General features: G+C 64.6%; 19 protein-coding genes and 1 pseudogene. 11 read left to right on the plus strand and 9 right to left on the minus strand.

What is annotated here, in order from left to right:
• A pseudogene (locus ABIB06_RS00005) lies at nt 1-152 on the plus strand (transposase); the annotation flags it as partial.
• Nucleotides 153-165: 13 nt separating this feature from the next.
• Here the strand turns inward: ABIB06_RS00005 and ABIB06_RS00010 are convergent.
• The 5 genes from ABIB06_RS00010 to ABIB06_RS00030 all read right to left on the minus strand — a co-directional run bounded on the left by ABIB06_RS00010 (nt 166) and on the right by ABIB06_RS00030 (nt 2,802).
• Complete coding sequence (locus ABIB06_RS00010) at nt 166-597, minus strand: hypothetical protein (RefSeq protein ID WP_354047694.1); 432 nt, start codon at nt 595-597, stop codon at nt 166-168.
• Between the two features lie 66 nt (nt 598-663).
• Nucleotides 664-1,689, minus strand: coding sequence for an AlbA family DNA-binding domain-containing protein (locus tag ABIB06_RS00015; RefSeq protein WP_354047692.1), 1,026 nt, complete (start codon nt 1,687-1,689; stop codon nt 664-666).
• A 44-nt stretch (nt 1,690-1,733) separates the two neighbouring features.
• Nucleotides 1,734-2,084 carry a HigA family addiction module antitoxin gene (locus ABIB06_RS00020; RefSeq protein WP_354047690.1) on the minus strand — a complete coding sequence of 117 codons (351 nt, stop codon included), beginning with the start codon at nt 2,082-2,084 and terminating at the stop codon, nt 1,734-1,736.
• Between the two features lie 41 nt (nt 2,085-2,125).
• Complete coding sequence (locus tag ABIB06_RS00025; protein ID WP_354047688.1) at nt 2,126-2,542, minus strand: hypothetical protein; 417 nt, start codon at nt 2,540-2,542, stop codon at nt 2,126-2,128.
• Nucleotides 2,539-2,802, minus strand: coding sequence for a type II toxin-antitoxin system prevent-host-death family antitoxin (locus ABIB06_RS00030; protein WP_502916535.1), 264 nt, complete (start codon nt 2,800-2,802; stop codon nt 2,539-2,541). The genes ABIB06_RS00025 and ABIB06_RS00030 overlap by 4 nt, the downstream gene beginning before the upstream one ends.
• Nucleotides 2,803-3,600: 798 nt before the next feature.
• Here ABIB06_RS00030 and ABIB06_RS00035 point away from each other — a divergent pair.
• Together ABIB06_RS00035 and ABIB06_RS00040 are read left to right on the plus strand one after the other, a co-directional pair.
• On the plus strand, nt 3,601-5,091 hold the full coding sequence (locus ABIB06_RS00035; protein ID WP_354047684.1) for an amidohydrolase family protein: 1,491 nt from the start codon (nt 3,601-3,603) through the stop codon (nt 5,089-5,091).
• Between the two features lie 3 nt (nt 5,092-5,094).
• Nucleotides 5,095-6,066 carry a CobW family GTP-binding protein gene (locus ABIB06_RS00040; RefSeq protein WP_354068824.1) on the plus strand — a complete coding sequence of 324 codons (972 nt, stop codon included), beginning with the start codon at nt 5,095-5,097 and terminating at the stop codon, nt 6,064-6,066.
• Between the two features lie 10 nt (nt 6,067-6,076).
• Here the strand turns inward: ABIB06_RS00040 and ABIB06_RS00045 are convergent, their stop codons facing one another.
• Nucleotides 6,077-6,454, minus strand: coding sequence for a tautomerase family protein (locus tag ABIB06_RS00045; RefSeq protein ID WP_354047680.1), 378 nt, complete (start codon nt 6,452-6,454; stop codon nt 6,077-6,079).
• A gap of 110 nt (nt 6,455-6,564) precedes the next feature.
• On the opposite strand from ABIB06_RS00045, the gene ABIB06_RS00050 reads away from it, so the two are divergent.
• The 5 genes from ABIB06_RS00050 to ABIB06_RS00070 all read left to right on the plus strand — a co-directional run bounded on the left by ABIB06_RS00050 (nt 6,565) and on the right by ABIB06_RS00070 (nt 15,260).
• Nucleotides 6,565-7,164: a TetR/AcrR family transcriptional regulator gene (locus ABIB06_RS00050; protein WP_354047678.1), complete on the plus strand. Its 600-nt coding sequence runs from the start codon at nt 6,565-6,567 to the stop codon at nt 7,162-7,164.
• Nucleotides 7,165-7,354: 190 nt separating this feature from the next.
• Nucleotides 7,355-10,660 carry an acetyl-CoA carboxylase family protein gene (locus tag ABIB06_RS00055; protein ID WP_354047676.1) on the plus strand — a complete coding sequence of 1,102 codons (3,306 nt, stop codon included), beginning with the start codon at nt 7,355-7,357 and terminating at the stop codon, nt 10,658-10,660.
• A 108-nt stretch (nt 10,661-10,768) separates the two neighbouring features.
• Nucleotides 10,769-12,640: a sigma-54-dependent Fis family transcriptional regulator gene (locus ABIB06_RS00060; RefSeq protein WP_354047674.1), complete on the plus strand. Its 1,872-nt coding sequence runs from the start codon at nt 10,769-10,771 to the stop codon at nt 12,638-12,640.
• 125 nt (nt 12,641-12,765) lie between these two features.
• Entirely contained in the window at nt 12,766-13,653 is an 888-nt protein-coding gene (locus tag ABIB06_RS00065) for a LysR family transcriptional regulator (RefSeq protein ID WP_354047672.1), read from the plus strand.
• Between the two features lie 176 nt (nt 13,654-13,829).
• Entirely contained in the window at nt 13,830-15,260 is a 1,431-nt protein-coding gene (locus ABIB06_RS00070; protein ID WP_354047671.1) for an FAD-binding protein, read from the plus strand.
• Nucleotides 15,261-15,303: 43 nt separating this feature from the next.
• Here the strand turns inward: ABIB06_RS00070 and ABIB06_RS00075 are convergent, their stop codons facing one another.
• Nucleotides 15,304-15,858: a flavin reductase family protein gene (locus tag ABIB06_RS00075; protein ID WP_354047669.1), complete on the minus strand. Its 555-nt coding sequence runs from the start codon at nt 15,856-15,858 to the stop codon at nt 15,304-15,306.
• Nucleotides 15,859-15,913: 55 nt separating this feature from the next.
• Nucleotides 15,914-17,011, minus strand: coding sequence for an LLM class flavin-dependent oxidoreductase (locus ABIB06_RS00080; RefSeq protein ID WP_247339375.1), 1,098 nt, complete (start codon nt 17,009-17,011; stop codon nt 15,914-15,916).
• A gap of 240 nt (nt 17,012-17,251) precedes the next feature.
• Here ABIB06_RS00080 and ABIB06_RS00085 point away from each other — a divergent pair, with 240 nt between their 5' ends.
• From ABIB06_RS00085 to poxB, 3 genes are all read left to right on the plus strand, one after another.
• Nucleotides 17,252-18,166 carry a 2-dehydro-3-deoxygalactonokinase gene (locus ABIB06_RS00085; RefSeq protein WP_354047666.1) on the plus strand — a complete coding sequence of 305 codons (915 nt, stop codon included), beginning with the start codon at nt 17,252-17,254 and terminating at the stop codon, nt 18,164-18,166.
• 13 nt (nt 18,167-18,179) lie between these two features.
• The gene (locus tag ABIB06_RS00090) at nt 18,180-18,812 is read left to right on the plus strand and encodes a 2-dehydro-3-deoxy-6-phosphogalactonate aldolase (protein ID WP_354047664.1); all 633 of its coding nucleotides are present in this window, start codon (nt 18,180-18,182) and stop codon (nt 18,810-18,812) included.
• A gap of 80 nt (nt 18,813-18,892) precedes the next feature.
• Nucleotides 18,893-20,629 (plus strand): ubiquinone-dependent pyruvate dehydrogenase, encoded by a 1,737-nt coding sequence (gene poxB, locus ABIB06_RS00095; protein ID WP_354047663.1) that lies wholly within the window; start codon nt 18,893-18,895, stop codon nt 20,627-20,629.
• Here poxB and ABIB06_RS00100 read toward each other — a convergent pair.
• On the minus strand, nt 20,626-20,991 hold the full coding sequence (locus ABIB06_RS00100; protein ID WP_247339388.1) for a hypothetical protein: 366 nt from the start codon (nt 20,989-20,991) through the stop codon (nt 20,626-20,628). The two genes, poxB and ABIB06_RS00100, sit on opposite strands and share 4 nt — an antisense overlap.
• Nucleotides 20,992-21,022 lie beyond the last annotated feature (31 nt).

Raw genomic sequence — 21,022 nt, forward strand, 5'->3', positions numbered from 1 at the left:
TCGACAAGGAGATGTACAAATGGCGGCATCTCATCGAGAACTTCTTCGGCAAGCTCAAGGAATTCAAGCGCATCGCAATGCGCGCCGACAAGACCCACCAGAGCTTCACTTCAATGATCTATCTGGCCGCGGCCGCGATAAACTCCAGATGAATCCCAACAGACCCTAGCCGACGACCTCAATCTCATTCTCCTTGCACCACTCCCGCAAAGCCTGCTCTGTCGCCTCATTTTCGAAGGCGTGCCAGCGATCGATTGCACCGCGTCGGGCGAGCAGGGCCTTGAATTTCGGATAGGCTCCCCGTTTGCTGAAGAAATACCGGACGTCGTCGAAATCGTCCGGCAGGACCTCGCGGGCAAAATCGAGCACCAGCGGCTTGCCCTGGCCGAGGTCGTTTTTGTCCGGGAGCGGTACGTATTTCTCCTCGTCGTCAATGTCGTCCGGCAGTTCGTCGTTGAACTCCGCTGCGTCCATAAAATCGGTTTGATAGTAAATCTTCCCGGTTTCCATGCAAACGAAGGCGCAAAACTCCCCCATGTCGCCGTTGGTGTTGGCCCAATTGAAGGCTTGAGTGATGTCCGCGAAATTCACTGGCATGGGATATCCGGTACTCGCGATTGCGTCGTTCTCAGACCGCCTCGTGAGTCTCCCTGGAGCGCCACATTAGAACGACGAATTTTCAAGGCTCTCGGCCAATATCTCAAACATCTCCCATTTGCCTAACTCGAACGTGGCGGTGTCGGGAAGGACGTTCTCCGCGCCGAACGTTACTCGGAAAGTGCCGAATGAAAGATCTGACGGATTTTGCTCCTCGAACGGCTTAATTCGAAACAGCTTGTCATCTCTGGTCTCGCGAATCTTCGAAATTATCTCGCGGCGATCTCCTGTCATCATCAACTCGATACCTGTTGCGCGTCGTGCGAGATGAAACTCGTCGTCAACGTGAACCAACTGATCAGTTTTGGCGTAGAGGCCTACTGTATTGCCCCGAAGCTGGCGCATATCGAGGAGCCCAACACCAACTGCCTGCCAACCAGAGCTCGGAGAAACCTTCAGATATGGCGCTCGTACCGGAAGCCGCCCGACGTTTGCGACCGAAAGCAAGAAGCTACCTCCGAATTTGTTTCCTGATCGGATGCCGATCTGAGTTGATGTTCTTACTTCTAGGCTGCCGTGGCGTGTGGCGAACATGAGGTCACGAATTTCACCATGTTCCATCACCCGGGTCCTGTCTGCCCCACGCGTAAAGTACTGGTGGTGGACGTTGCTGTAGTGAGGGCGGTCCGGTGATGCGGGGACGTCAATTACGACAAAACCCTCGTCATCCTTTGCAGCTTCAGTAATGGACAGTAGTTTGATCCCCGAATGTTGAGGCGAGAACATTTCAGGGATCTGTGCGCGTATCAGATTAGCCGTGCGCTGCAGTTGTTTGACAGGTCGCTTGCCGGCTGCCACATCGACCCCTTCGACGTGCCTTGTCTCGATACCGATGACCAGAACGCCGCCCTCCGCATTTGCGAGGCCGGCGAGAGCTTCTGCGATCATTTTTCGATCATCACGCGTGAGCCTGCCGCCATCTTGTGCGAGTGTCTTGAACTCCAGATGGAGCGTCTCCTCCTCACGGTCGGCGACTATCTGCTCGAAATAGCCGGCGCCAAGCGCGCGTATGTGATCAATACGACTTTCCATTGAGGGTTCTCGCTCACAGGTTGGCGGGTTACGCGAGGGTGCACTTAATTTTTCGGGTTTGGATGTCGCCTTGGAGGTCTGCTAGACATTTGCGCTCGCAACTGCATCAAACCGCCTCGTAAGCCGCAATCTTCCTGATCTGTGGTGCGAGCACGTCTTCGGCCGTTTCGAGGTCGTAGCGCGTCTGGATGTTCATCCAGAACGCCGCGCCGGTACTTGCCGAGCCGCAGCGCGGTGTCGGCCGTGACCGGCTTTTCCTCGCGCGCAATGCGCTCGATCCGGGTGCGCGGCACGCTCAGGGCGGCCGCGACCGCGTAGGGCGTCAGCTTGAGCGGAACGAGAAATTCTTCACGCAGGATTTCGCCGGGATGAATCGGCGGCAGCTTCCTTGCCATCGGCGCCCCCTTTTTTATTTGGCCACAACGGCTCGTCCATTTCAGCGTTGCCGGTTAACCGCGCGCGCGCTGGCGCGCCGCGCAATGAACTTCTTCATTAAGGGCAGGAAGAACGCTTTGCTGAAGCGACCAAGTGGCGGCTGCGGCTCGAGATAGAACGAGCGTCCGACCGTGTCCTGATTATATTCGTCGAGGATGATCCAGAGCCGCAATGCGACGTCGAGCCCGGCCCGGCGTTTTTCCATCTCGGGAATTTCGGCAGCGAAACGACCCGGAGCGGGCGGTTGGCTGGTGATCGGAAACAGCACCAGCACATCGTCGCCTCCGGGCCGCGGGATCCTCACGCCTACCGCGACCGGGCGAGATTTGCGGCCTTCGGTTTCGCCGCGCTCGGCCTCGCGGACCCAGAGATAGGGAAATCGGATCACATGGCCAGTGCGAAGCGCATCAAGGCTCACGTCTCGTCGCGCTCCTGTTCGTAACTGCCAATCGCGCTCTTGACCTCGTTGAAGAGGTCGTCAGGCATTGCTTCCAGCCGGCCAGCCTTGCGCGTATCCGCCTTGGACATGAGCCTATTGTAGTCTTCAATGCTCAGCAGCACTAGGCGAGGCTTGTTTCGCTGGGTAATCGTCACGGGCCTGCGCAAGGCCTCGGCAATGATATCTCCCGACTTTCGGGAGAGGTCGCTGGTCGAAAACTTAGCCATTGCAATCTCCATCATTGCTCTAAAATACAGCAAATACGTAAATGCTGCAAGGGGGCTGACTGTGACCAGTTCCCGCTGCCAAAACACTCCGATCCGTCGTCAACCCCTGTCCACAAAAATATTCCACTTTACCGAAATTCGGAAATATCGTATCTCTCGCCCATCCCAGCCCAGCAAAGGGGCGGTCGTACGTCGTCACGAACGCGGGCTGGAGTGCGGTGGACGCGGGCGGCGTTAAAGGCGGGCTTGTGCGTGCAGGGCGAGATGAACCTCGTGAGCATGGTACGAACCGCGATAGACGGACGGCGCTCAAGTCTTGCGGACCCTTTGGCGACGCAAGGCAGCCTGCGTACGGCGAAACCGTGTGGTCCTGGCCGTCGTTGCTACGGTCAAGCCTTTGCGAAGGCGTCAGCGCGTCAACCGGCGCGTTGCCGTGGATTTCGCGGGGGTGACGGAGGCAAGAAGGAACTCGTCTCCGGGGAGAGCGCGGCATAGGCCGTCAAACCATCCCGCAGGGAAGGTCTGGTCTCGGCTGCCCTGTGTCTCCCCTGTGCATTGCGTGTGCAATCAGTTCGCATAGGGGTTTTTATGGGTGCCAGCCGGCGCCCGGTCTTCCCTGCGCCCTTTCTTTCGAGAGGGGTGAAGCGAGAAGCATAGCTCGGGCAAACCTGCCGCGAGACTGCGAGCGCGTGTCTGCGACGCGCATGTGAATTGACCTCCCTTGCGAGCATGATGCGTCGGCATCGGTGGAGGTGGTCGGACCTTCCGGAATCTGCCTTGATGCGAATTCAGCGTGGAGGGAGTGACGATATGAGCGGCTTGGTGATCTCTGGCGGCCGGGTGGTGGATCCCGCCAGCGGAATGGACGCCATCGGGGATGTGGCGGTGGTGGACGGCAAGGTCGCCGCGGTCGGCTCCTCGCTCGGCGGCGCCGAGCGGGTGATTGACGCGACCGGGCTCGTGGTCGCACCTGGCTTCATCGATCTGCACGCACATGGCCAGTCGATCCCGGCCGACCGCATGCAGGCGTTCGACGGCGTGACGACGACGCTCGACCTCGAAGCAGGCGTGCTGCCGGTCGGGTCCTGGTATGAGCGCCAGGCGCGGAAGGGACGCGTGCTGAATTATGGCGCCGCCGCCAACTGGGCCTTTGCGCGCATCGGCGCGATGACCGGCTCCAATGCGGAAAGCTCGCTGGAGGCGTTCGGCAACGCCATGCGCGATCGTCGCTGGATCGACAACGTGGCGAGCGATGCGGAGGTCGCCGGCATCCTCGAGCGCCTCGCACGCGGCCTGAACGAGGGCGGCATCGGTATCGGCATCCTCAACGCCTACGCGCCGGGCGCCGGCGTGCAGGAGCTGACCGCGGTCTGCCAGCTCGCGGCCGCGCAGGACGTGCCGACCTTCACCCATGTCGCCTACATGTCGCGCGTCGACCCCGAGAGCGCGGCGGAAGCCTACATCCGCCTGATCGGCTATGCCGGCGCCACCGGCGCGCATATGCACATCTGCCATTTCAACTCGTCGAGCAAGACCGATGTCGAGCGCTGCCGCGTGCTGATCGCGAAAGCGCAGGCGCAGGGCCTGCCCATCACGGTCGAGGCCTATCCGTACGGCACCGGCTCGACCGTGCTGGCGGCTGCCTTCTTCAGCGACCCCGAATTCGTCGAGCGCAACGGCACCGGCTACGATTCCGTGCAGCGGGTCACCGACGGCCATCGCTTCAGCGATCGCGAGGAGCTCTTGAAAGCGCAGGCCGAAGAACCGTCTTCGCTGGTGCTGTGGCACATCCTCGACACCGAGAACAACGCGCATCATCGCGACCTGCTCGACATGTCGGTGCTCTATCGCGGCGGCGCGATCGCCTCCGACGCGATGCCGTGGACGACCTCGGACGGCAAGACCTACACCGGCGATGCCTGGCCGCTGCCCGATGACGCCACCTCGCATCCGCGTTCGGCGGGCTGCTTCACGAAATTCATCCGCGAATGGGTGCGCGAGCGCAAGACCGTGTCGCTGCTGGAAGGTGTGCGCAAATGTGCGCTGATCCCGGCGGAAATCCTGTCGCCGGGCACGCCGGCGATGCGCGCCAAGGGCAGGCTTGCGAAAGACGCCGATGCCGACATCGTCGTGTTCGACTACGAGAAGCTCAGCGACCGCGCCACGTTCACGGCGATGAACCGTCCCTCGGAAGGTGTGCGGCATCTGATCGTCAGCGGCCAGCCGCTGATCACAGATGGTGTGCTGGACGTGGCGGCGCGGCCCGGCCGGCCCGTGCGCCGCACCGTCGTCGAGGGCTGACCCGTGCCGGTCCCCATTCTTCTGGTGACAGGCTTTTTGGGAGCGGGCAAAACCACTGTCGTGAACCATCTGCTGGCGCATGCGGAGGGGCGGCGGATCGCCGCAATCGTCAACGATTTCGGGGCGATCAACATCGATGCCGAGCTGATCGCCGGCGCGAGCGACGGCGTGGTCAGCCTCGCCAATGGCTGCATCTGTTGCTCGCTCGAAGGCGACCTCCTGCGCACGCTCTCGACGCTGCTGCGGCGTGATCCGAAACCGGAATACATCGTCATCGAGACTAGCGGCGTTGCCGATCCCGCCGACATCGTCCGCAATCTGATGGATCCCGTGATCCTGCGCGCGGCGCCGCTCGAAACGGTGCTCTGCGTGATGGATGCGGCGACACCGCTGGCCGCCCTGGACGATGCGCTTCAGCGTTCGCAATTGCGCGTTGCCGACATCGTGGCGTTGAGCAAGCTGGATCTGGCGGACGAGGGCGCGGGCGGGCGGATGCGCGAGGCCATCCGCGCGCAACGCGTCCCTGCCGTGGTGGTCGACGCGCCGCACGGCGAGATTCCGTCCGCGCTGCTGTTCCCCCCGACCGTCGATCGCGCGTCCGCGCCGCGCGATCCCGGACCGCGCCGGCCGGCAGAAGAGCGCTTCGAAACGCTGAGCTGGACGTCGGACCAACCGCTCTTGCTGCCCCGCTTGCAAAAGGCGATCGGCAAGCTGGCGCCAAAACTCGCGCGGGCAAAAGGCCTGTTCGAGACCGTCGAGCAGCCCGGGCGCCAGATGCTGTTTCAATTCGCCGCCGGCCGCGCCACGCTCGCCCCTGGCGATGCCGCGCTCGCCCTTGGCGATGCCGCGCTCGCCCTTGGCGATGCGCCGGCCGAAGGCGTGCCGCGCGCGCGGATCGTCTTCATCGCCGAACTCGGGGTGCTCTCGAAAGCGGAGCTCGATGGAATCATGGAGACGTGCGTTGCGGATCGGTGACGCTGGCGCTTCAAGCGAATTGCGCGACGCCGTGGCCGACGGACCAGTTCTCTGCCGGCGCATCGAGCACGTTGACGAACACGTCTTCGGGACGGATGCCCGGATTTTCGCCGAGCAGGTCGGCGATCCGCCGGTACAAGGCCTTCTTCTGCTCAGGAGTGCGCGAGGCGAATACGGTGATCTGGATGAGCACGGCGTCGTCGCTGCGCCTGACGCCGTAGGCGTTGCCGCAGCGGAAGTTTGCGGCGGCATGCTCGCTGATGGTCATGAACTCGTCGCCTTCCGGCACGTTCAGTGCCTCGCGCATGGCGCGGTAAAGGCCGTCGAGGATCGCCTGCCGGTAGGGCTCCGGCTTTCCGGCGCGCATCGAGATATGAAGGAGAGGCATCGCGAGTTCCTCATTGACGAAAGGGGGCGTCGGCCCCAATTTGTTTTTGACGCAGCGTCTAGAATGCACGTTTTTGACATCGTGTCAAATATACCGGACAGGAGCGAAGCTTGAGGCCGCGCGAGTTCGACCACGACGATGTCCTGCGCATCGCGTTCGATCAGTTCTGGCGCAACGGCGTGCGCGGCACTTCGCTGTCGGACATCGCGCGCGACGCCGGTGTCCAGCGCGGCAGTCTCTACAACGCCTTCGGCAGCAAGGAGGCGCTGTTCCTCCTGGCCTATGAGCGCTATGCGGGCGACTATCTCATTGCCTTGCAAAAGGCGCTCGGTGCGGGCTCATTGCGCAAGCGTCTCACCGCGTTCTTTGATTCGACCATCACCAATTTCCGCTCCGGCTCACCGCCGCGGGGATGCCCGACCACGCGCGGATTGATGGAGCTCGGCGCGGCCGAAGGCGAGGGGCTGGATGAGGACGCGCGCCAGGCCTTCGCGAACCTCATCTCGCGCATCACCGCTCTGGTTCAGGATGCGTTGTCGGCGGGCGCAAAGCGCGGCGAATTCAGCGGCAACCCCGCGACCGCAGCGCTGCACATCATCACCGTGACGCGCGGCCTCGCCGTAATCGAGCGTGCCTTCGATGACGAGCCGCAGCTGCGCAAGATCGCCGCCCACACCATCGATCTCGTGCTCGACAAAAGGGGCCGCTAGGTGTCAGCAGAAAGCGAGCGCGATGCAGCAGGCCGCGCAAGGCAGCGCGCGCGACCAACTGATATTCCGGCTCGCGGGAACGGGCATCGCGACCGGCGTCCTCCACCCTTGACGGCCTCGGCTAAAGCGACGAAGCAGAACCATCGGACCTGCCGACCCGCGCTTGGACACGCGGGCATGGAGACGCTGCATGTCGTTCAAAAAACTCCTGATCGCCAACCGCGGCGAGATCGCCATCCGCATCGCGCGCGCGGCGGCTGATGCCGGCATCGCGACGGTCGCGATCCACCCGGCCGACGATGCGCTGTCGCTGCATGTGCGGGTTGCCGATGAGGCGACCGAAATCCCCGGCCGCGGCGCGCGGGCCTATCTCGACATCGAGGCCGTGGTGAAGGCGGCGAAGAGCGCAGGCTGCGATGCCGTGCATCCCGGCTATGGCTTCCTCAGCGAGAACGCTGCGTTTGCGAAGGCCTGCGCCGATGCAGGCATCGCCTTCGTCGGACCGAAAGCTGCGGCGCTCGAACTGTTCGGCGACAAGGTCGCGGCGCGGCAATTGGCAAGACGTTGCGGCGTGCCGATCATCGCCGGCACCAGCGGGCCTTCGTCGCTCGGGGAGATCACGGCATTCTTCGAATCCCTTGGCGAAGGCGCCGCGATCGTGATCAAGGCGATGGCCGGGGGCGGCGGCCGCGGCATGCGCGTGGTCGAGAACGCATCCGATCTCGCGGAGGCCTATGCGCGCTGCCAGTCCGAGGCCAAGGCCGCGTTCGGCTTCGACGGCGTCTATGCCGAGCGCCTGATCCGGCAGGCGCGCCATATCGAGGTGCAGATCATCGGCGACCGCCACGGCGCAATCTCTCATCTCTGGGAGCGCGAATGCACCATCCAGCGCCGGCACCAGAAGCTGATCGAGGTGGCGCCGAGCCCGTCGCTCGGCGAAGGCTTGCGCGGCCGTATCATCGAGGCAGCGAAGCAGCTCGCCGCAGCCGCGTCTTACGACAGTCTCGGCACCTTCGAGTTCCTGGTCGACGGCGCCGCCCAAGACAGTTTTGCCTTCATCGAAGCCAATCCGCGGCTGCAGGTCGAGCACACCGTGACGGAAGAGGTGCTTGGCCTCGATCTCGTCCGCGCCCAGCTCGCGGTCGCCGCCGGCGCCTCGCTTGCCTCGCTTGGCCTGGCGCAAGGTTCGATCCCGAAGCCGCGCGGCTATGCCATGCAGCTCCGCGTCAACATGGAGACGCTGGACGAGCTAGGCGCGACTCATCCGACCGGCGGCGTGCTTGCCGTGTTCGAACCGCCGTCGGGCCCCGGCGTCCGCGTCGATAGTTTTGGTTATGCCGGCTACAAGACCAGCGCCGCCTTCGACTCGCTCTTGGCGAAGGTCATCGTGCATACGCCGGGAGAGGCTTGGCACGACGTGGTTGCAAAAGCCTCGCGGGCGTTGCGCGAATTTCGGATCGACGGCGTCGTTACCAACATCGCCTTCCTTCAGGCGGTGCTGGCGCATCCCGATTTCAGGACCAACCGCATCGCGACCGACTTCATCGACCGCAATATCGCGAAGCTCGTGGAGGCCGCCGATGGCGCTGCAAAGCCGCTCTATTTTGCGGCGACGGAGCGAAGCGGCGGCCGCGGCACCGAAGCGCATACCGCACAGATCGTGCCGGAAGGCGCGGTGATGGTCGCGGCTCCCTTGCAGGGGACCATCGTCACCATCCAGGTCAGGGAAGGCGAGATCGTGCGCCCCGGCCAGCAGCTCGCCGTGATCGAGTCCATGAAGATGGAGCATCTCGTGATGGCCGAGCAGGGCGGCCGGGTCATGAAGCTCGTCGCCGGCGACGGTGTCACGCTGATGCATGGCGAGGCGATTCTCTACCTCGAGCCGCTCGACGTCGCCGCCGATCATTCGGCGCAGGAAGCGGATATCGCTCTCGACCACATCCGTCTCGATCTCGCCGAAATGATCGCGCGCCAGGCCAACACGCTCGACGAACATCGCCCGGCCTCGGTCGAGCGCCGCCGCAACACCAACCAGCGCACCGCACGCGAAAACGTCGCGCAACTCGTCGACGACGGCTCGTTCATGGAGTACGGCAGCCTTGCGATTGCGGCGCAGCGGCGCCGGCGCAAGCTCGACGATCTCGTCAAGAACACACCGGCCGACGGCCTCGTCATGGGTGTCGCGACCGTCAACGCCGAGAAGTTCGGCCCTGAGGGCGGGCGCTGCATCGTCGTGGCCTACGACTACACCGTGCTCGCGGGCACGCAGGGCCACATGAACCACAAGAAGATCGACCGCATGCTGACGCTCGCGGAAGACTGGCGCGTGCCTCTGGTGTTCTACGCCGAAGGCGGCGGCGGCCGGCCCGGCGATACCGACCGGCTCGGCATGACCGGCCTCGATGGTCCGTCGTTCGTGCAGTTCGCAAGGCTCTCCGGCCTCGTGCCGGTTATCGGAATCGTCTCCGGCTATTGTTTCGCCGGCAATGCCGCGATGCTCGGTTGCAGCGACGTGATCATCGCCACCAAGAACGCCTCGATCGGCATGGGCGGCCCCGCCATGATCCAGGGCGGCGGGCTCGGCGTCTATCACCCGGCCGAGGTCGGCCCGGTCTCGTTCCAGTCGCCGAATGGCGTCATCGACATCCTCGTCGAGGACGAAGAAGAGGCGACGCGCATTGCGCAAAAATACCTGTCCTATTTCCAGGGTGCGGTGACGGAGTGGCAGGCCGCCGACCAGCGGTTGCTGCGCCGCGCGATCCCCGAGAACCGCCTGCGCGTCTACGACATCCGCAGCGTGATCGACCTCGTCGCGGACAAGGATTCCGTGCTGGAGCTGCGCCGCGACTATGGTGTCGGCATGATCACCGCGTTGATCCGCATCGAGGGCAGGCCGTTCGGCCTGATCGCCAACAATCCGCGCCATCTCGGCGGCGCGATCGATGCCGATGCCGGCGACAAGGCCGCGCGCTTCCTCCAGCTCTGCGACGCCTTCGATCTGCCGATCGTCTCGCTGTGCGACACGCCCGGCTTCATGGTCGGCCCGGAAGCCGAGAAAACCGCGATCGTGCGCCACGTCTCGCGCATGTTCGTGACAGGTGCGAGCCTTACCGTGCCGCTGTTCGGCATCGTGCTGCGCAAGGGCTACGGGCTCGGGGCGCAGTCGATGATCGGCGGCGGCTTCCATGCCTCGTTCTTCACCGCGGCCTGGCCGACCGGCGAATTCGGCGGCATGGGCCTGGAGGGTTATGTCCGCCTCGGCTTCCGCAAGGAAATGGAGGCGATCGCCGACCCCGTCGAGCGCGAAACCTATTATCGCAACAAGGTCGCTGAGCTCTATGCCAACGGCAAGGCGGTCTCGATCGCATCCGTGTTCGAAATCGACAACGTCATCGACCCCTCCGAGACGCGACGCTGGATCATGGCGGGTCTGCGGTCGGTGCCGAAGCCGCCTGCGAGGACGGGCAAGAAGCGGCCGTGCATCGATACGTGGTGAGGGCGGTGCAGCAATCTTGATTGCGGCACGACCGTTTCCGGTTCCCGATTGACATCCCCGCCTGCGGTGCCAGACTTTGCACAATAATACAGGGTGGAGACGTCCGCGATGGCCAGCCTTTCGGCCTCGAACCATGTCGCCCGTGTCTTGTCCGTCGCCAATCACGTGGCCGACGTCGATGCCTCGTCGCGCATTGCCGATTCCTGGCGGCGCTGCCTGATCAGCCACAAGCTCGATCCCGCCCGCCAAGGCCCGCCGCAGACGCTGACCGAGGCGGAGGTCCGGCATGTCGCCGAGCCGATGGAGCAGCTGATCCGGCTTGCAACGCCGGAGCTGGAAGATCTCGCCCGCGTGCTGCGCCAGACCGGCTATTGCGTCAATCTCGCCGATCCCAGCGCCACGATGCTGTGGAGCCGGGTGCCCGGCGCGGCCGATGCCGAGATCTTCATGCGCTGGAAGGTCTATACCGGCTCGAATTTTTCCGAGGCCTTCGAAGGCACCAACGGGCTCGGCACGGCGCTTGCGGAGCAGAAGCCGATCCTGGTGCATCGCGACGAGCATTTTCGCGCGCAGTGGCACATGTTCTCGTGTGCCGTGGCGCCGCTGTTCGACCAGGCCGGTCGCCTCGCCGGTGCGGTGAACATCACCTCCTGCCGCGAGGACCTCGAACGCACCGCGCATCAGCTTGCGCTCGCGGTGACGATGGAGGCGACGCGGCGCATGGAGGGTGCGATCTTCCGCGGTCATTTCCGCAACGCCTGGATCGCGACCGTGCCGGGCGACGGCGGCAGCGGCCTGCTCGCCTATGACGACGATCGCCGCATCGTCGGTGCCTGCCGTTCGGCGCGCGCACTGCTGGGTCTCACCGACGGCTTGATCGCATCCGGCATCGATCTGTCGCGCTACGTCAAGTTCGATCATCCTGCCGCGCGCAACGCAGACGACACCGTCGAGCTGCGCCGGGCCGATGGCAGTCCGTTGGGGCATGGCCATGTCGCGCCGCCGCTGCGGGCGAGGTCATCGACCCGTCCGCTCGCGCCGCGCCGCGATGCACCTGCCGATCGCTTCGACGCGCTGCACCGGCTCGCCGGCCGCGACCCCGGCTTGATCAAGAGCGTGAAGCGGCTCAGGAGCATCGGCGATCACAATCTGCCGGTGCTGCTGCACGGCGAGACCGGCGTCGGTAAGGATGTGTTCGCGCGCGCCATTCACGCGGCCGGCAATCGCGCGCGCCACAACTATGTCGCGCTGAACTGCGCGGCGATGCCGGAAAGCCTGATCGATGCCGAGCTGTTCGGCTACGAGGCCGGCGCCTTCACCGGCGCGCGCCGCGACGGCTCGAAGGGCCTGATCGTGCAGGCCGATGGCGGCACGCTGTTCCTCGACGAGATCGGCGACATGCCGATCGCGCTGCAGACGCGGCTCTTGCGCGTGCTGGAGAATCGCGAAGTCTGGCCGCTCGGCGCGCCGAAGCCCGTGCCGGTCGACATTCGCCTGATCAGCGCCACCCATCGCGACCTCGGGCGCATGGCCGAGCAGGGCGCCTTCCGCGCCGATCTCTATTTCCGTCTGCGCGGCATGGAAGTGCGGCTGCCGGCCTTGCGCGAGCGCGCCGACCGCGACGACGTCATCCGGCAGATCGCGCGCGAGGAAGCGCCGAACTGCCGGCTCTCGGACGAGGCGTGGTCGCAGCTCGCGGCCTACCCCTATCCCGGCAACATGCGCCAGCTCCGGCATGTCCTGCGGCTCGCCGGCTGCACGGCGGAGGACGGCGTCATCACCGACGCCGACCTCGATCTGCCGCCGTTTGGTGGAAGGGCGGCGGAGCCCGACCTTGCCGTAGCCGAACGCGCGACCATCATTGAGGCGTTGCGCAAGCATGGCGGCCGTGTCACCGATGCGGCGCGTGCGTTGAAACTCAGCCGCGCGACGCTGTATCGCAAGATCAAGCAGTTGAAGATCGACTCGGGTTCATACTAGACCGGTTCGACATCCCGGCTCCGCCGAAGGCAGTCAGAAAATGCCGGCGCAGCCTGTGTCTTCGCTCGCGGCGGACAGGCCGTCGCGAACGTGCATTTCCAGAAATTGCGAGAGGAGAGGATTCGATGGAGGAGATCGAAGTCTTTCTGGCTGTCGTCGAGGCCGGCAGCCAGACCGCGGCCGCGCGACAATTGGGACGGTCGCTGCAGTCCGTCAACCGGGCATTGGCGGCGCTGGAACGCAACGTCGGTGTTGAGCTGGTGCGGCGGACCACGCGGCGATCGCTGGCGACTGAAGCGGGACTTGCGTTCTATCATCGCGTCAAGCCGGCCTTTGCCGAAATCAGCGAGGCGCGCCTGGAAGCGGCCAACCGCCGCGTCGAGCCGTCGGGTCTTCTCAGGGTCGCCGCGCCCGTCCTGTTCGGATCGACCCACGTCGTGCCGGCGATTGCGGATTTCATGGCGCGCTTTCCGCGGATCGAAACCGATCTCCATGTCTCCGATCGGCCCATCGACGTCGTCGCCGATGGATTCGATCTGGCCGTGCGGATCAGGGAATTGCCGGATTCCTCGCTCAAGGCGCGGCGGCTCGGCGAGCTTCGCACGGTTGTCTACGGCGCACCCGGCTATTTCGCGCGCCATGGGCGTCCGCTTCATCCCGACGACCTGACAGACCATCAATGTATTCTGCGCAGGACCGGCCCGGCTGACACGGAAGCGTGGCGGTTTCAGATCGGCGGCGAGGTGAAGATGGTGCAGGTGAACGGCCGCTTCCGGACCGATAATACGACGGCGGCGCAGGCGGCTGCCTGCCATGGCATCGGCGTCGGCTACGCGCCGTTCTGGCAGATACGCGATCGCGTCGATGATGGCGCGCTGGAGATCGTGCTGGAGGATTTCGAGGCACCGCGCATGCCGGTGTACGCCGTAGTCCCGCCGAGCGCGGCGCCGCCGGCCAAGACGCGCCTGTTCGTCGATCTGCTGGCGGGGCGATTGAAGCGCGAGCGGCTCTAAGAGCCCCGGCTCTTTTACCCATTGGCCACGTGCATCGCCGGCGTGCGTTCCGTCCGCATTCTCCCGGTTTGCGGGAATGTGTATCCCGCGATGTGTCGGTTGTTCGGAGGCGCGGGCGACCGCAGTTTGCGGGCCACGGGCACTTATCCGCCCGGTCCGGCGTGAAGGACCGCACCATGACCCCCAATCGACGCGCGCTGCTGCATGCAGGTGTCAGCGCCACCGCGACGCTAGCTTCCCTCGCTCTTGCCGGCCAGTCGCGCGGCCCGGCCGATGGACCATTTGCCAGTGCCGCATCGAACTGCAACCCGGAAGCTTGCGCGGCCGCGGGTGAGGATTTCGGTCACATCATCCACAAGCAGCCGCGTGCCGTGTTCAGGCCGACGACGATTCCCGGGATCGCGGGGATTCTGCGATGGGCCGCGGAGCAAGGGCTGACGGTTGCCGCGCGCGGGCAGGGCCATAGCATCTATGGTCGTGTCATGACGGAAGGCGGCATTGTGATCGACCTCGGCGCGCTGGCCACCATCCATCGGATCGAGCCGGACCGTGTCGTGGTCGATGCAGGTGCGATCTGGCACGCGGTGCTGGAAGCGACCTTGGCCAAAGGGCTGGTTCCGCCGGTCCTGACCAACTACCTCGGCCTGTCCGTGGGCGGCACCCTCGCCATCGGCGGAATCGGCGGATCGTCGTCGCGACATGGCCTGCTGACGGACCAGGCTATCGAGCTCGATGTGGTGACGGGCGAGGGCCGGCAATTGACCTGCTCGCCAACGTCCAACGCCGAGCTCTATGATGCCGTTCGGGCCGGGCTTGCCCAATGCGCGATCATCACGAGGGCGACGCTTCGGCTGGTGCGTGCGCCCGAACGGGTCCGACGCTTCCAACTCTCTTACCCGGATCTCCCCTCGCTGACGGCCGATCAGCGCCGTGTCCTGGCGGAGGCGCGCTTCGATCAGCTGCAGGGAGCCGTCGTGCCAGAGGCGGCCGGTGGCTGGCGATACCTGCTGGAAGCAGGCGTGTTCCATGACGGCGATTCTCATCCCGACGACGAGGCGCTGCTTGCAGGTCTGTCGGATCGCCGCGGGAGCGCCGTCGTCACCGACTTTGCCTTCCGCGACGACGCCAATGCGTTTGCAAAGCTGGAAGCGCTTCTGAGGGCGAACGGTCAATGGTTCAATCCGCATCCATGGCTTCTCGTGTTCCTGCGCGGCAGCAACGCGCTGGAGATCGCGAGCGAGGTCGTTGCCGGGACGAAGAGTGAGGACATCGGCCCGTTCGGACGGATCACCTGCTATCCCATGATCACGGATGAATGCCGCACGCCACTGGTCCGGTTGCCCGACGAGCGGATCGTGTTCGTGTTCAATCTGATCCGTATCCCGGTATCGGCAGACAAGACGAATGCCGAACGGCTGGTCGCGCAGAACCGCGAGCTGTACGACCGTATTCGCGGCGCCGGCGGCGTGTTGTACCCGGCGAGCGCGTTTCCCATGTCGTCCCAGGATTGGGCCGATCATTTCGGGGTGCAGTGGCCGTTGCTGCGCGATGCCAGGCGGCGCCACGATCCAGGCAACCACCTCACGCCCGGCTACAATCTGCTCTAGCGGGAACGGATCCCGGCGGCCGCATTCGCATGGCGTCGCGAATTCAGGAGAAATCGCTCCAGCTCAGATGTCGCGAATCGAGATCGCCGACTGAAACTGTGCCGCGGATTTCGTGCGGTACGTGGAAACTGCTGCGGAGATACACGAGCGCCGCGGCTGCGTCGGAATGTGACACGTAGCGCACCTCGCCGACGAAGATCGAATGCGTCTTCGTTTCAAATTCCTGCGCCAGTACGCAGTCGAATGCGGCGACCGCATCGCTCAGCACCGGCGCGCCGGTCTCGCCGCGCTTCCATTGGCCGAACGCAAAACGATCGTCGCCGTTGACGCCCTTCTGGCCGCTGAAGGTGAGCGCCAGCAGTGCATGGTCCTCGTGCAGGAAATTGATCGCGAAGGCGCCTTCCTCGCGGATGCGGGCATGCGCGCTGGCGTTGCGGTTGACGCAGACGATCAGGGACGGCGGTGAGTCCGATAGCGAGCAAGCCGAGGTCACAGTTAGCCCGGTGCGCTTGCCGTGCTCGGCGCCGACCGTCACCAGCGCGACGGCACCGGCGCATTGGCGCATCGCCTGCTTGAAATCCTTTGCGTCCACGCTCAAGCGATAATCTCCAGAAAGAACGGGTGCGGCACGATGGCGCCGCACCCGCGTCGGGTCAAGCCGCCTTCATCGCGGAGCCGAGATGCTTCAGGCGCGGCATCACCTCGTTCCTCAGCAACGACAGCGAGTGATGCCAGGCTTCAGCCTTGTGCTTGTAGTCGAAGCCGAACACCAGCAGCACGCCGAAGCCGCCGACTTCATCGTAGATCTTCTCGATCTTCTCGGCGACGGTCGCGGGCGAACCGACGATCCAGTTCCGCTTGGCGCAATATTCGACGGTGACGTCGCTATCGGGCACGTCGGGCGCGTGCTTCAGATAGTCCTTGAAGCCGAAATGGCCGAGCAGCGGCAGGAAGTACTCGCCCATCATCCGGCCCATCATGTCGCCGGTCGAGAGCTTCCAGGCCTCCTCGTCGGTGTCGGCGACGAACACCTCGCGAACCAGCCGCCAATCCGCGCGGTTCGGCTTGCGTCCGGTCTTGGCGGCACCTGCTACGACCGAATCCCAATGGCTGCCGACATAGGCCGGGTTGAGGTTGAGGCTCATCGGGATGAAGCCGCGCTCGCCGGCGAGCTTCAGCGTGTCCGAGTTCTTCGAGAGCCCGGCGACGCCGATCGGCGGATGCGGTGTCTGCAACGGCTTGATGTGAGGCTTGAGGAAGTCGAACATCGTGTCCGGCTTGGTCACCGTCCAGAATTTACCCTTGTAGGTCCAGGGCGCGGGGTCGCTCCACATCTTCAGGATGATCTCCAGCGCCTCGCGCGTCATGTCGCGGTTCTGTCCACTCATGCCGTCGACGTTGAACATCGCCCAGTCGCTCGGCAGGCCGCTGGCCGCGACCCCGAAATTGAGCCGGCCCTCGGAGAGATGATCGAGCATCGCGACGCGGTTGGCGAGCTCGGCCGGGTGGTGATAGGGCAGCAGGAAGCCGCCCGGTCCGATGCGCAGGCGCTTGGTCTGCATCAGCGCCTGTGCGATCAGCAGATCGGGCGTGGGATTGGGCTCCCAGGGCGCGGTGTGGTGCTCGCCGACCCAAGCCTCCTGATAGCCGAGTTCGTCGAGCCAGCGCATGACTTGCAGGTCCCAGTCGTTCCCTTCCTTCAGGCCGCACTCCGGCGGGTGCGAAGGCATCGTGAAATAGCCGATCTCCATGGAGTTCCTCATCTGATGTTGACGCGTCTTGTTGCGCGGTTCACGGACGTGAGCGGGGACACTTTAGCAAGCGGTGTGCCACCTCTTCGCAAGCGGTGTGCCAACGCGAGCGGCACCTCAGACCTGCGAGAAAACGCTGGTTTGCAGCCGCAATAGCCGATATCCCGGGGCAGATTTGCGAGGCCTCGTCTCATTGTCGCGAGACGGCGTCTTGGCGGTGAGACGAGGATGCGAATTGAGATGACCGAACCTGCCTATGTCGCGGTGGACTGGGGCACCAGCAGCTTCCGGCTCTGGTTGATCGACCGCGCCGGCAAGGTGCTGACCGAGCGCCGCAGCGACGAGGGCATGCTGGCGGCGGCGAAGGCCGGCTTCGCTGCCGTGCTGCAATCGCATCTTGCGGCGGTCGAGGCTCCCAGTCATCTGCCGGTTCTCGTCTGCGGCATGGCCGGTGCGCGTACCGGCTGGGTCGAGGCCGGCTATGTCGACACGCCGGCGCCGCTCTCTGCTGTTCTGAAGCAGGCCGCGCTTGTGCCGGGCGAGACGCGCGATATCCGCATCCTGCCGGGCATCGCGCAGCGCGATACAAAAGCGCCGGACGTGATGCGCGGCGAGGAGACCCAACTGCTCGGCGCGCTCGGTCTCGATACCGCCGGCGAGGCGCTGGTCTGCATGCCCGGTACGCATTCGAAATGGGTGCGGGTGAAGGACGGAACGGTCGCGCATTTCTCCACCTTCATGACCGGCGAGCTGTTCAGCGTCGTGTCGCGCGAGACGATTTTGTCACTCGCGGTCGCAGGCGCCGAAGACGCCGAGGATGTCGCGAGCTTCAAGGCGGCGGTCAAGGCCGCGTACGAAGCTCCGGCCTTCGCGGCCAATCTTCTGTTCACCGCGCGGTCGCGTCAGCTCCTGTTCGAGGGCACACCGGCCGCGGCGCGCGAAACGGTGTCGGGCACGTTGATTGGTGTAGAGCTGGCAGCAGGGCTCTCCGGCGTGGTGCCGAAAGCAGGCGTCACGCTGATTGCCTCGGGGCGGCTCGCGATGCTGTACAGGCTGGCTTTCGACGCGCTGTCAGTGACAGCCATGCCGATCGATGCGGATGAAGCCGTTCGCCGCGGTTTGTCGATGGCCGCTGCCGCGATCTGGGCGAAATGAGAGGACTATTGAGATGAGCGTTCCCTTTCCGGCGATGAAGCGACCACTTGTCGCGATCCTGCGCGGCGTGAAGCTTGAGGAGATCCAGGCCATCGTCGGCGTGCTGATCGAAACCGGCATGACCGCAATCGAGATCCCCCTGAACTCGCCGGATCCGTTCCGTTCGATCGCCACGGCGGTGAAGCAAGCGCCCGCCGGCGTGCTGATCGGCGCCGGCACCGTGCTGACGACGGCAGATGTCGATCGTCTCAACGACGTCGGCGGCAAGCTGATGGTCTCGCCGAACGTCGACACCCAGGTGCTGGCACGCGCGCATCAGTACGGCATGATCACGATGCCCGGCGTGTTCTCGCCGACCGAAGCTCTGCTCGCAGCGCGATCGGGGGCATCGGGCCTCAAATTCTTTCCAGCCAGCGTGCTCGGTGCGTCCGGCATTGCCGCGATTCGCGCCGTGCTTCCGGCCGGCGTGACGATCGCCGCCGTCGGCGGCGTGTCCGATCAGAATTTTGCCGAGTACATCAAGGGTGGCGTGACGGCGTTCGGGCTGGGCTCCAGCCTCTACAAGCCCGGCATGACGGCAACGGACGTTGCCGCTCGCGCAAAATTGACGATCACGGCCTACGATCGGGCGATTGCGAAAGACTGAGCCCGCAATAAACAAGCCGTGATGCCGTCACGGTCGCGCGTTATCCTATCTTGCTGCACCAGCGAGATCAGGAGACCGACATGGCGATCAACAATGTAGCCGATCTGTTCGTGGCAACGCTCGAACAGGCCGGCGTCAAGCGCATCTACGGCATCGTCGGCGACAGCCTGAACGCGCTGACCGAAGCGTTGCGGCGGCGCGGTACGATCGAATGGATTCACGTCCGGCACGAGGAGGTCGCGGCCTTCGCCGCTGCCGGGGAAGCGGAGATGACGGGCAGCCTTGCGGTGTGCGCGGGCTCGTGTGGCCCCGGCAATCTGCATCTGATCAACGGTCTGTTCGACGCCCATCGCAGCCGCGTTCCCGTGCTGGCGATCGCTGCGCAAATCCCGACCGCCGAGATCGGCGGCGGCTATTTCCAGGAGACCCATCCGCAAAACCTGTTCCGCGAGTGCAGCCATTATTGCGAGCTGGTCTCCGATCCGAGTCAGCTACCTTATGTGCTGGAAAACGCCATCCGCGCGGCGGTCGGTATGCGCGGCGTTGCCGTCATCGCCATGCCCGGCGATGTCGCCTTCCGTAGCCCACCCAAGCGCGCGCTGTCGACGGCGCGTGGCCTTACGCTGTCGGCGCCAAAGGTGGTGCCGCAGGCCGATGAACTGAAGGCGCTCGCGGACCTCCTCAACGGCGCCGAGCGCATCACCTTGTTCTGCGGCCGCGGCTGCGCCGGCGCGCATGCGCCGTTGATGCAGCTTGCGGAGGCCTTGAAGAGCCCGATCGTGCATGCGCTCGGCGGCAAGGAGCATGTCGAATACGACAATCCCTACGACGTCGGCATGACCGGCTTCATCGGCTTCTCCTCGGGCTACGCCGCCATGCACGCCTGCGACGCGCTGGTGATGCTCGGCACTGATTTTCCCTACAAGCAATTCTTCCCGACTGATTGCCAAGTCGCGCAGATCGACATTCGTCCGGAAAATCTCGGGCGGCGCTGCAAGATCGATCTCGGTCTCGTCGGCGACGTCAAGCTCACCATCGAGGCGCTGCTGCCGCTGCTCAAGGCCAAGACGCAGTGCAAGCATCTGGACGATGCGATCGCGCACTACAAGAAGGCGCGCGAAGGTCTGGATTCTCTCGCCAAGGGCACACCGGGCAGCAAGCCGATCCATCCGCAATATCTCGCAAAGGTCATCAGCGACCATGCGTCTGACGATGCCGTCTTCACCGCCGATGTCGGCACGCCGACGGTGTGGGCCGCGCGCTATCTCGACATGAACGGCCGCCGCCGGCTGATCGGCTCCTTCGTGCACGGCTCGATGGCCAACGCCATGCCGCAGGCGATCGGCGCGCAGGCCGCGCAGTCCGGCCGCCAGGTTATCTCGCTCTCGGGCGACGGCGGCTTCACCATGCTGATGGGCGACCTGATCACGCTGACGCAGATGAAGCTGCCGGTGAAGGTGGTCATCTTCAACAACGGCGTGCTCGGCTTTGTCGCGCTGGAGATGAAGGCGGCCGGCTTCGTCGACACCAATGTCGATCTGGAAAACCCCGACTTCGCGGCGATGGCGCGCGCGATGGGCATCTTCGCGAGGCGCGTCGAAGATCCGGGCGAGCTTCCAGGCGCGGTGAAGGAGATGCTGGCTCACAACGGACCGGCGCTGCTCGACGTCGTCACCGCGAAGCAGGAGCTGTCGATGCCGCCGACCATCACGCCCGAGCAGATCAAGGGTTTCAGCCTGTGGGTGCTGCGCGCCGTGATGAACGGCCGCGGCGATGAGGTGCTCGATCTCGCCAAGACCAATCTGTTACCGCGCTAGCCCCGTTTGACCGACGGCACGGGCAGCCGCTCGTGGCGGCGCTGGAAGCGTTGCCAGTGCAGCACGATGCCGATCAGCAGCGCCGGCACGAAGCCGAGTGCGATCAGGAAATGCGGCAGCTGCGTCGGCGAGATGAACGCGATGCCGATATCGGAGATCAGCCACAATGCGGCGAACATCACCACGAAATCCAGGCGCGGGCAGCGCAGATAGTAGAACACGGCGGTAATGACGACGGCGGGTCCGATGGCGATGCCGATCATCACCGCCGTCAGCTCCTTCGGCGTCAGCGCGTCGAGCACCATCGATGCCAGCAGCCAGAGCGCGGCGAACATGGCGACGATGTCGAGCGGATGCCGCAACCCAATACCTCTCGCAGAATCGCGCTATCGT

Origin of the sequence: Bradyrhizobium sp. LB8.2, from assembly GCF_040548035.1 — a bacterium.
GTDB lineage: Bacteria > Pseudomonadota > Alphaproteobacteria > Rhizobiales > Xanthobacteraceae > Bradyrhizobium.

Coding starts and splice junctions, on each gene's coding strand:
- ABIB06_RS00080 (WP_247339375.1), bottom strand. CDS start 17,011: ATGGAGATCGGCTATTTCACGATGCCTTCGCACCCGCCGGAGTGCGGC.
- ABIB06_RS00010 (WP_354047694.1), bottom strand. CDS start 597: ATGCCAGTGAATTTCGCGGACATCACTCAAGCCTTCAATTGGGCCAAC.
- ABIB06_RS00070 (WP_354047671.1), top strand. CDS start 13,830: ATGACCCCCAATCGACGCGCGCTGCTGCATGCAGGTGTCAGCGCCACC.
- ABIB06_RS00085 (WP_354047666.1), top strand. CDS start 17,252: ATGACCGAACCTGCCTATGTCGCGGTGGACTGGGGCACCAGCAGCTTC.
- ABIB06_RS00045 (WP_354047680.1), bottom strand. CDS start 6,454: ATGCCTCTCCTTCATATCTCGATGCGCGCCGGAAAGCCGGAGCCCTAC.
- poxB (WP_354047663.1), top strand. CDS start 18,893: ATGGCGATCAACAATGTAGCCGATCTGTTCGTGGCAACGCTCGAACAG.
- ABIB06_RS00055 (WP_354047676.1), top strand. CDS start 7,355: ATGTCGTTCAAAAAACTCCTGATCGCCAACCGCGGCGAGATCGCCATC.
- ABIB06_RS00065 (WP_354047672.1), top strand. CDS start 12,766: ATGGAGGAGATCGAAGTCTTTCTGGCTGTCGTCGAGGCCGGCAGCCAG.
- ABIB06_RS00030 (WP_502916535.1), bottom strand. CDS start 2,802: ATGGAGATTGCAATGGCTAAGTTTTCGACCAGCGACCTCTCCCGAAAG.
- ABIB06_RS00015 (WP_354047692.1), bottom strand. CDS start 1,689: ATGGAAAGTCGTATTGATCACATACGCGCGCTTGGCGCCGGCTATTTC.
- ABIB06_RS00060 (WP_354047674.1), top strand. CDS start 10,769: ATGGCCAGCCTTTCGGCCTCGAACCATGTCGCCCGTGTCTTGTCCGTC.
- ABIB06_RS00090 (WP_354047664.1), top strand. CDS start 18,180: ATGAGCGTTCCCTTTCCGGCGATGAAGCGACCACTTGTCGCGATCCTG.
- ABIB06_RS00035 (WP_354047684.1), top strand. CDS start 3,601: ATGAGCGGCTTGGTGATCTCTGGCGGCCGGGTGGTGGATCCCGCCAGC.
- ABIB06_RS00020 (WP_354047690.1), bottom strand. CDS start 2,084: ATGGCAAGGAAGCTGCCGCCGATTCATCCCGGCGAAATCCTGCGTGAA.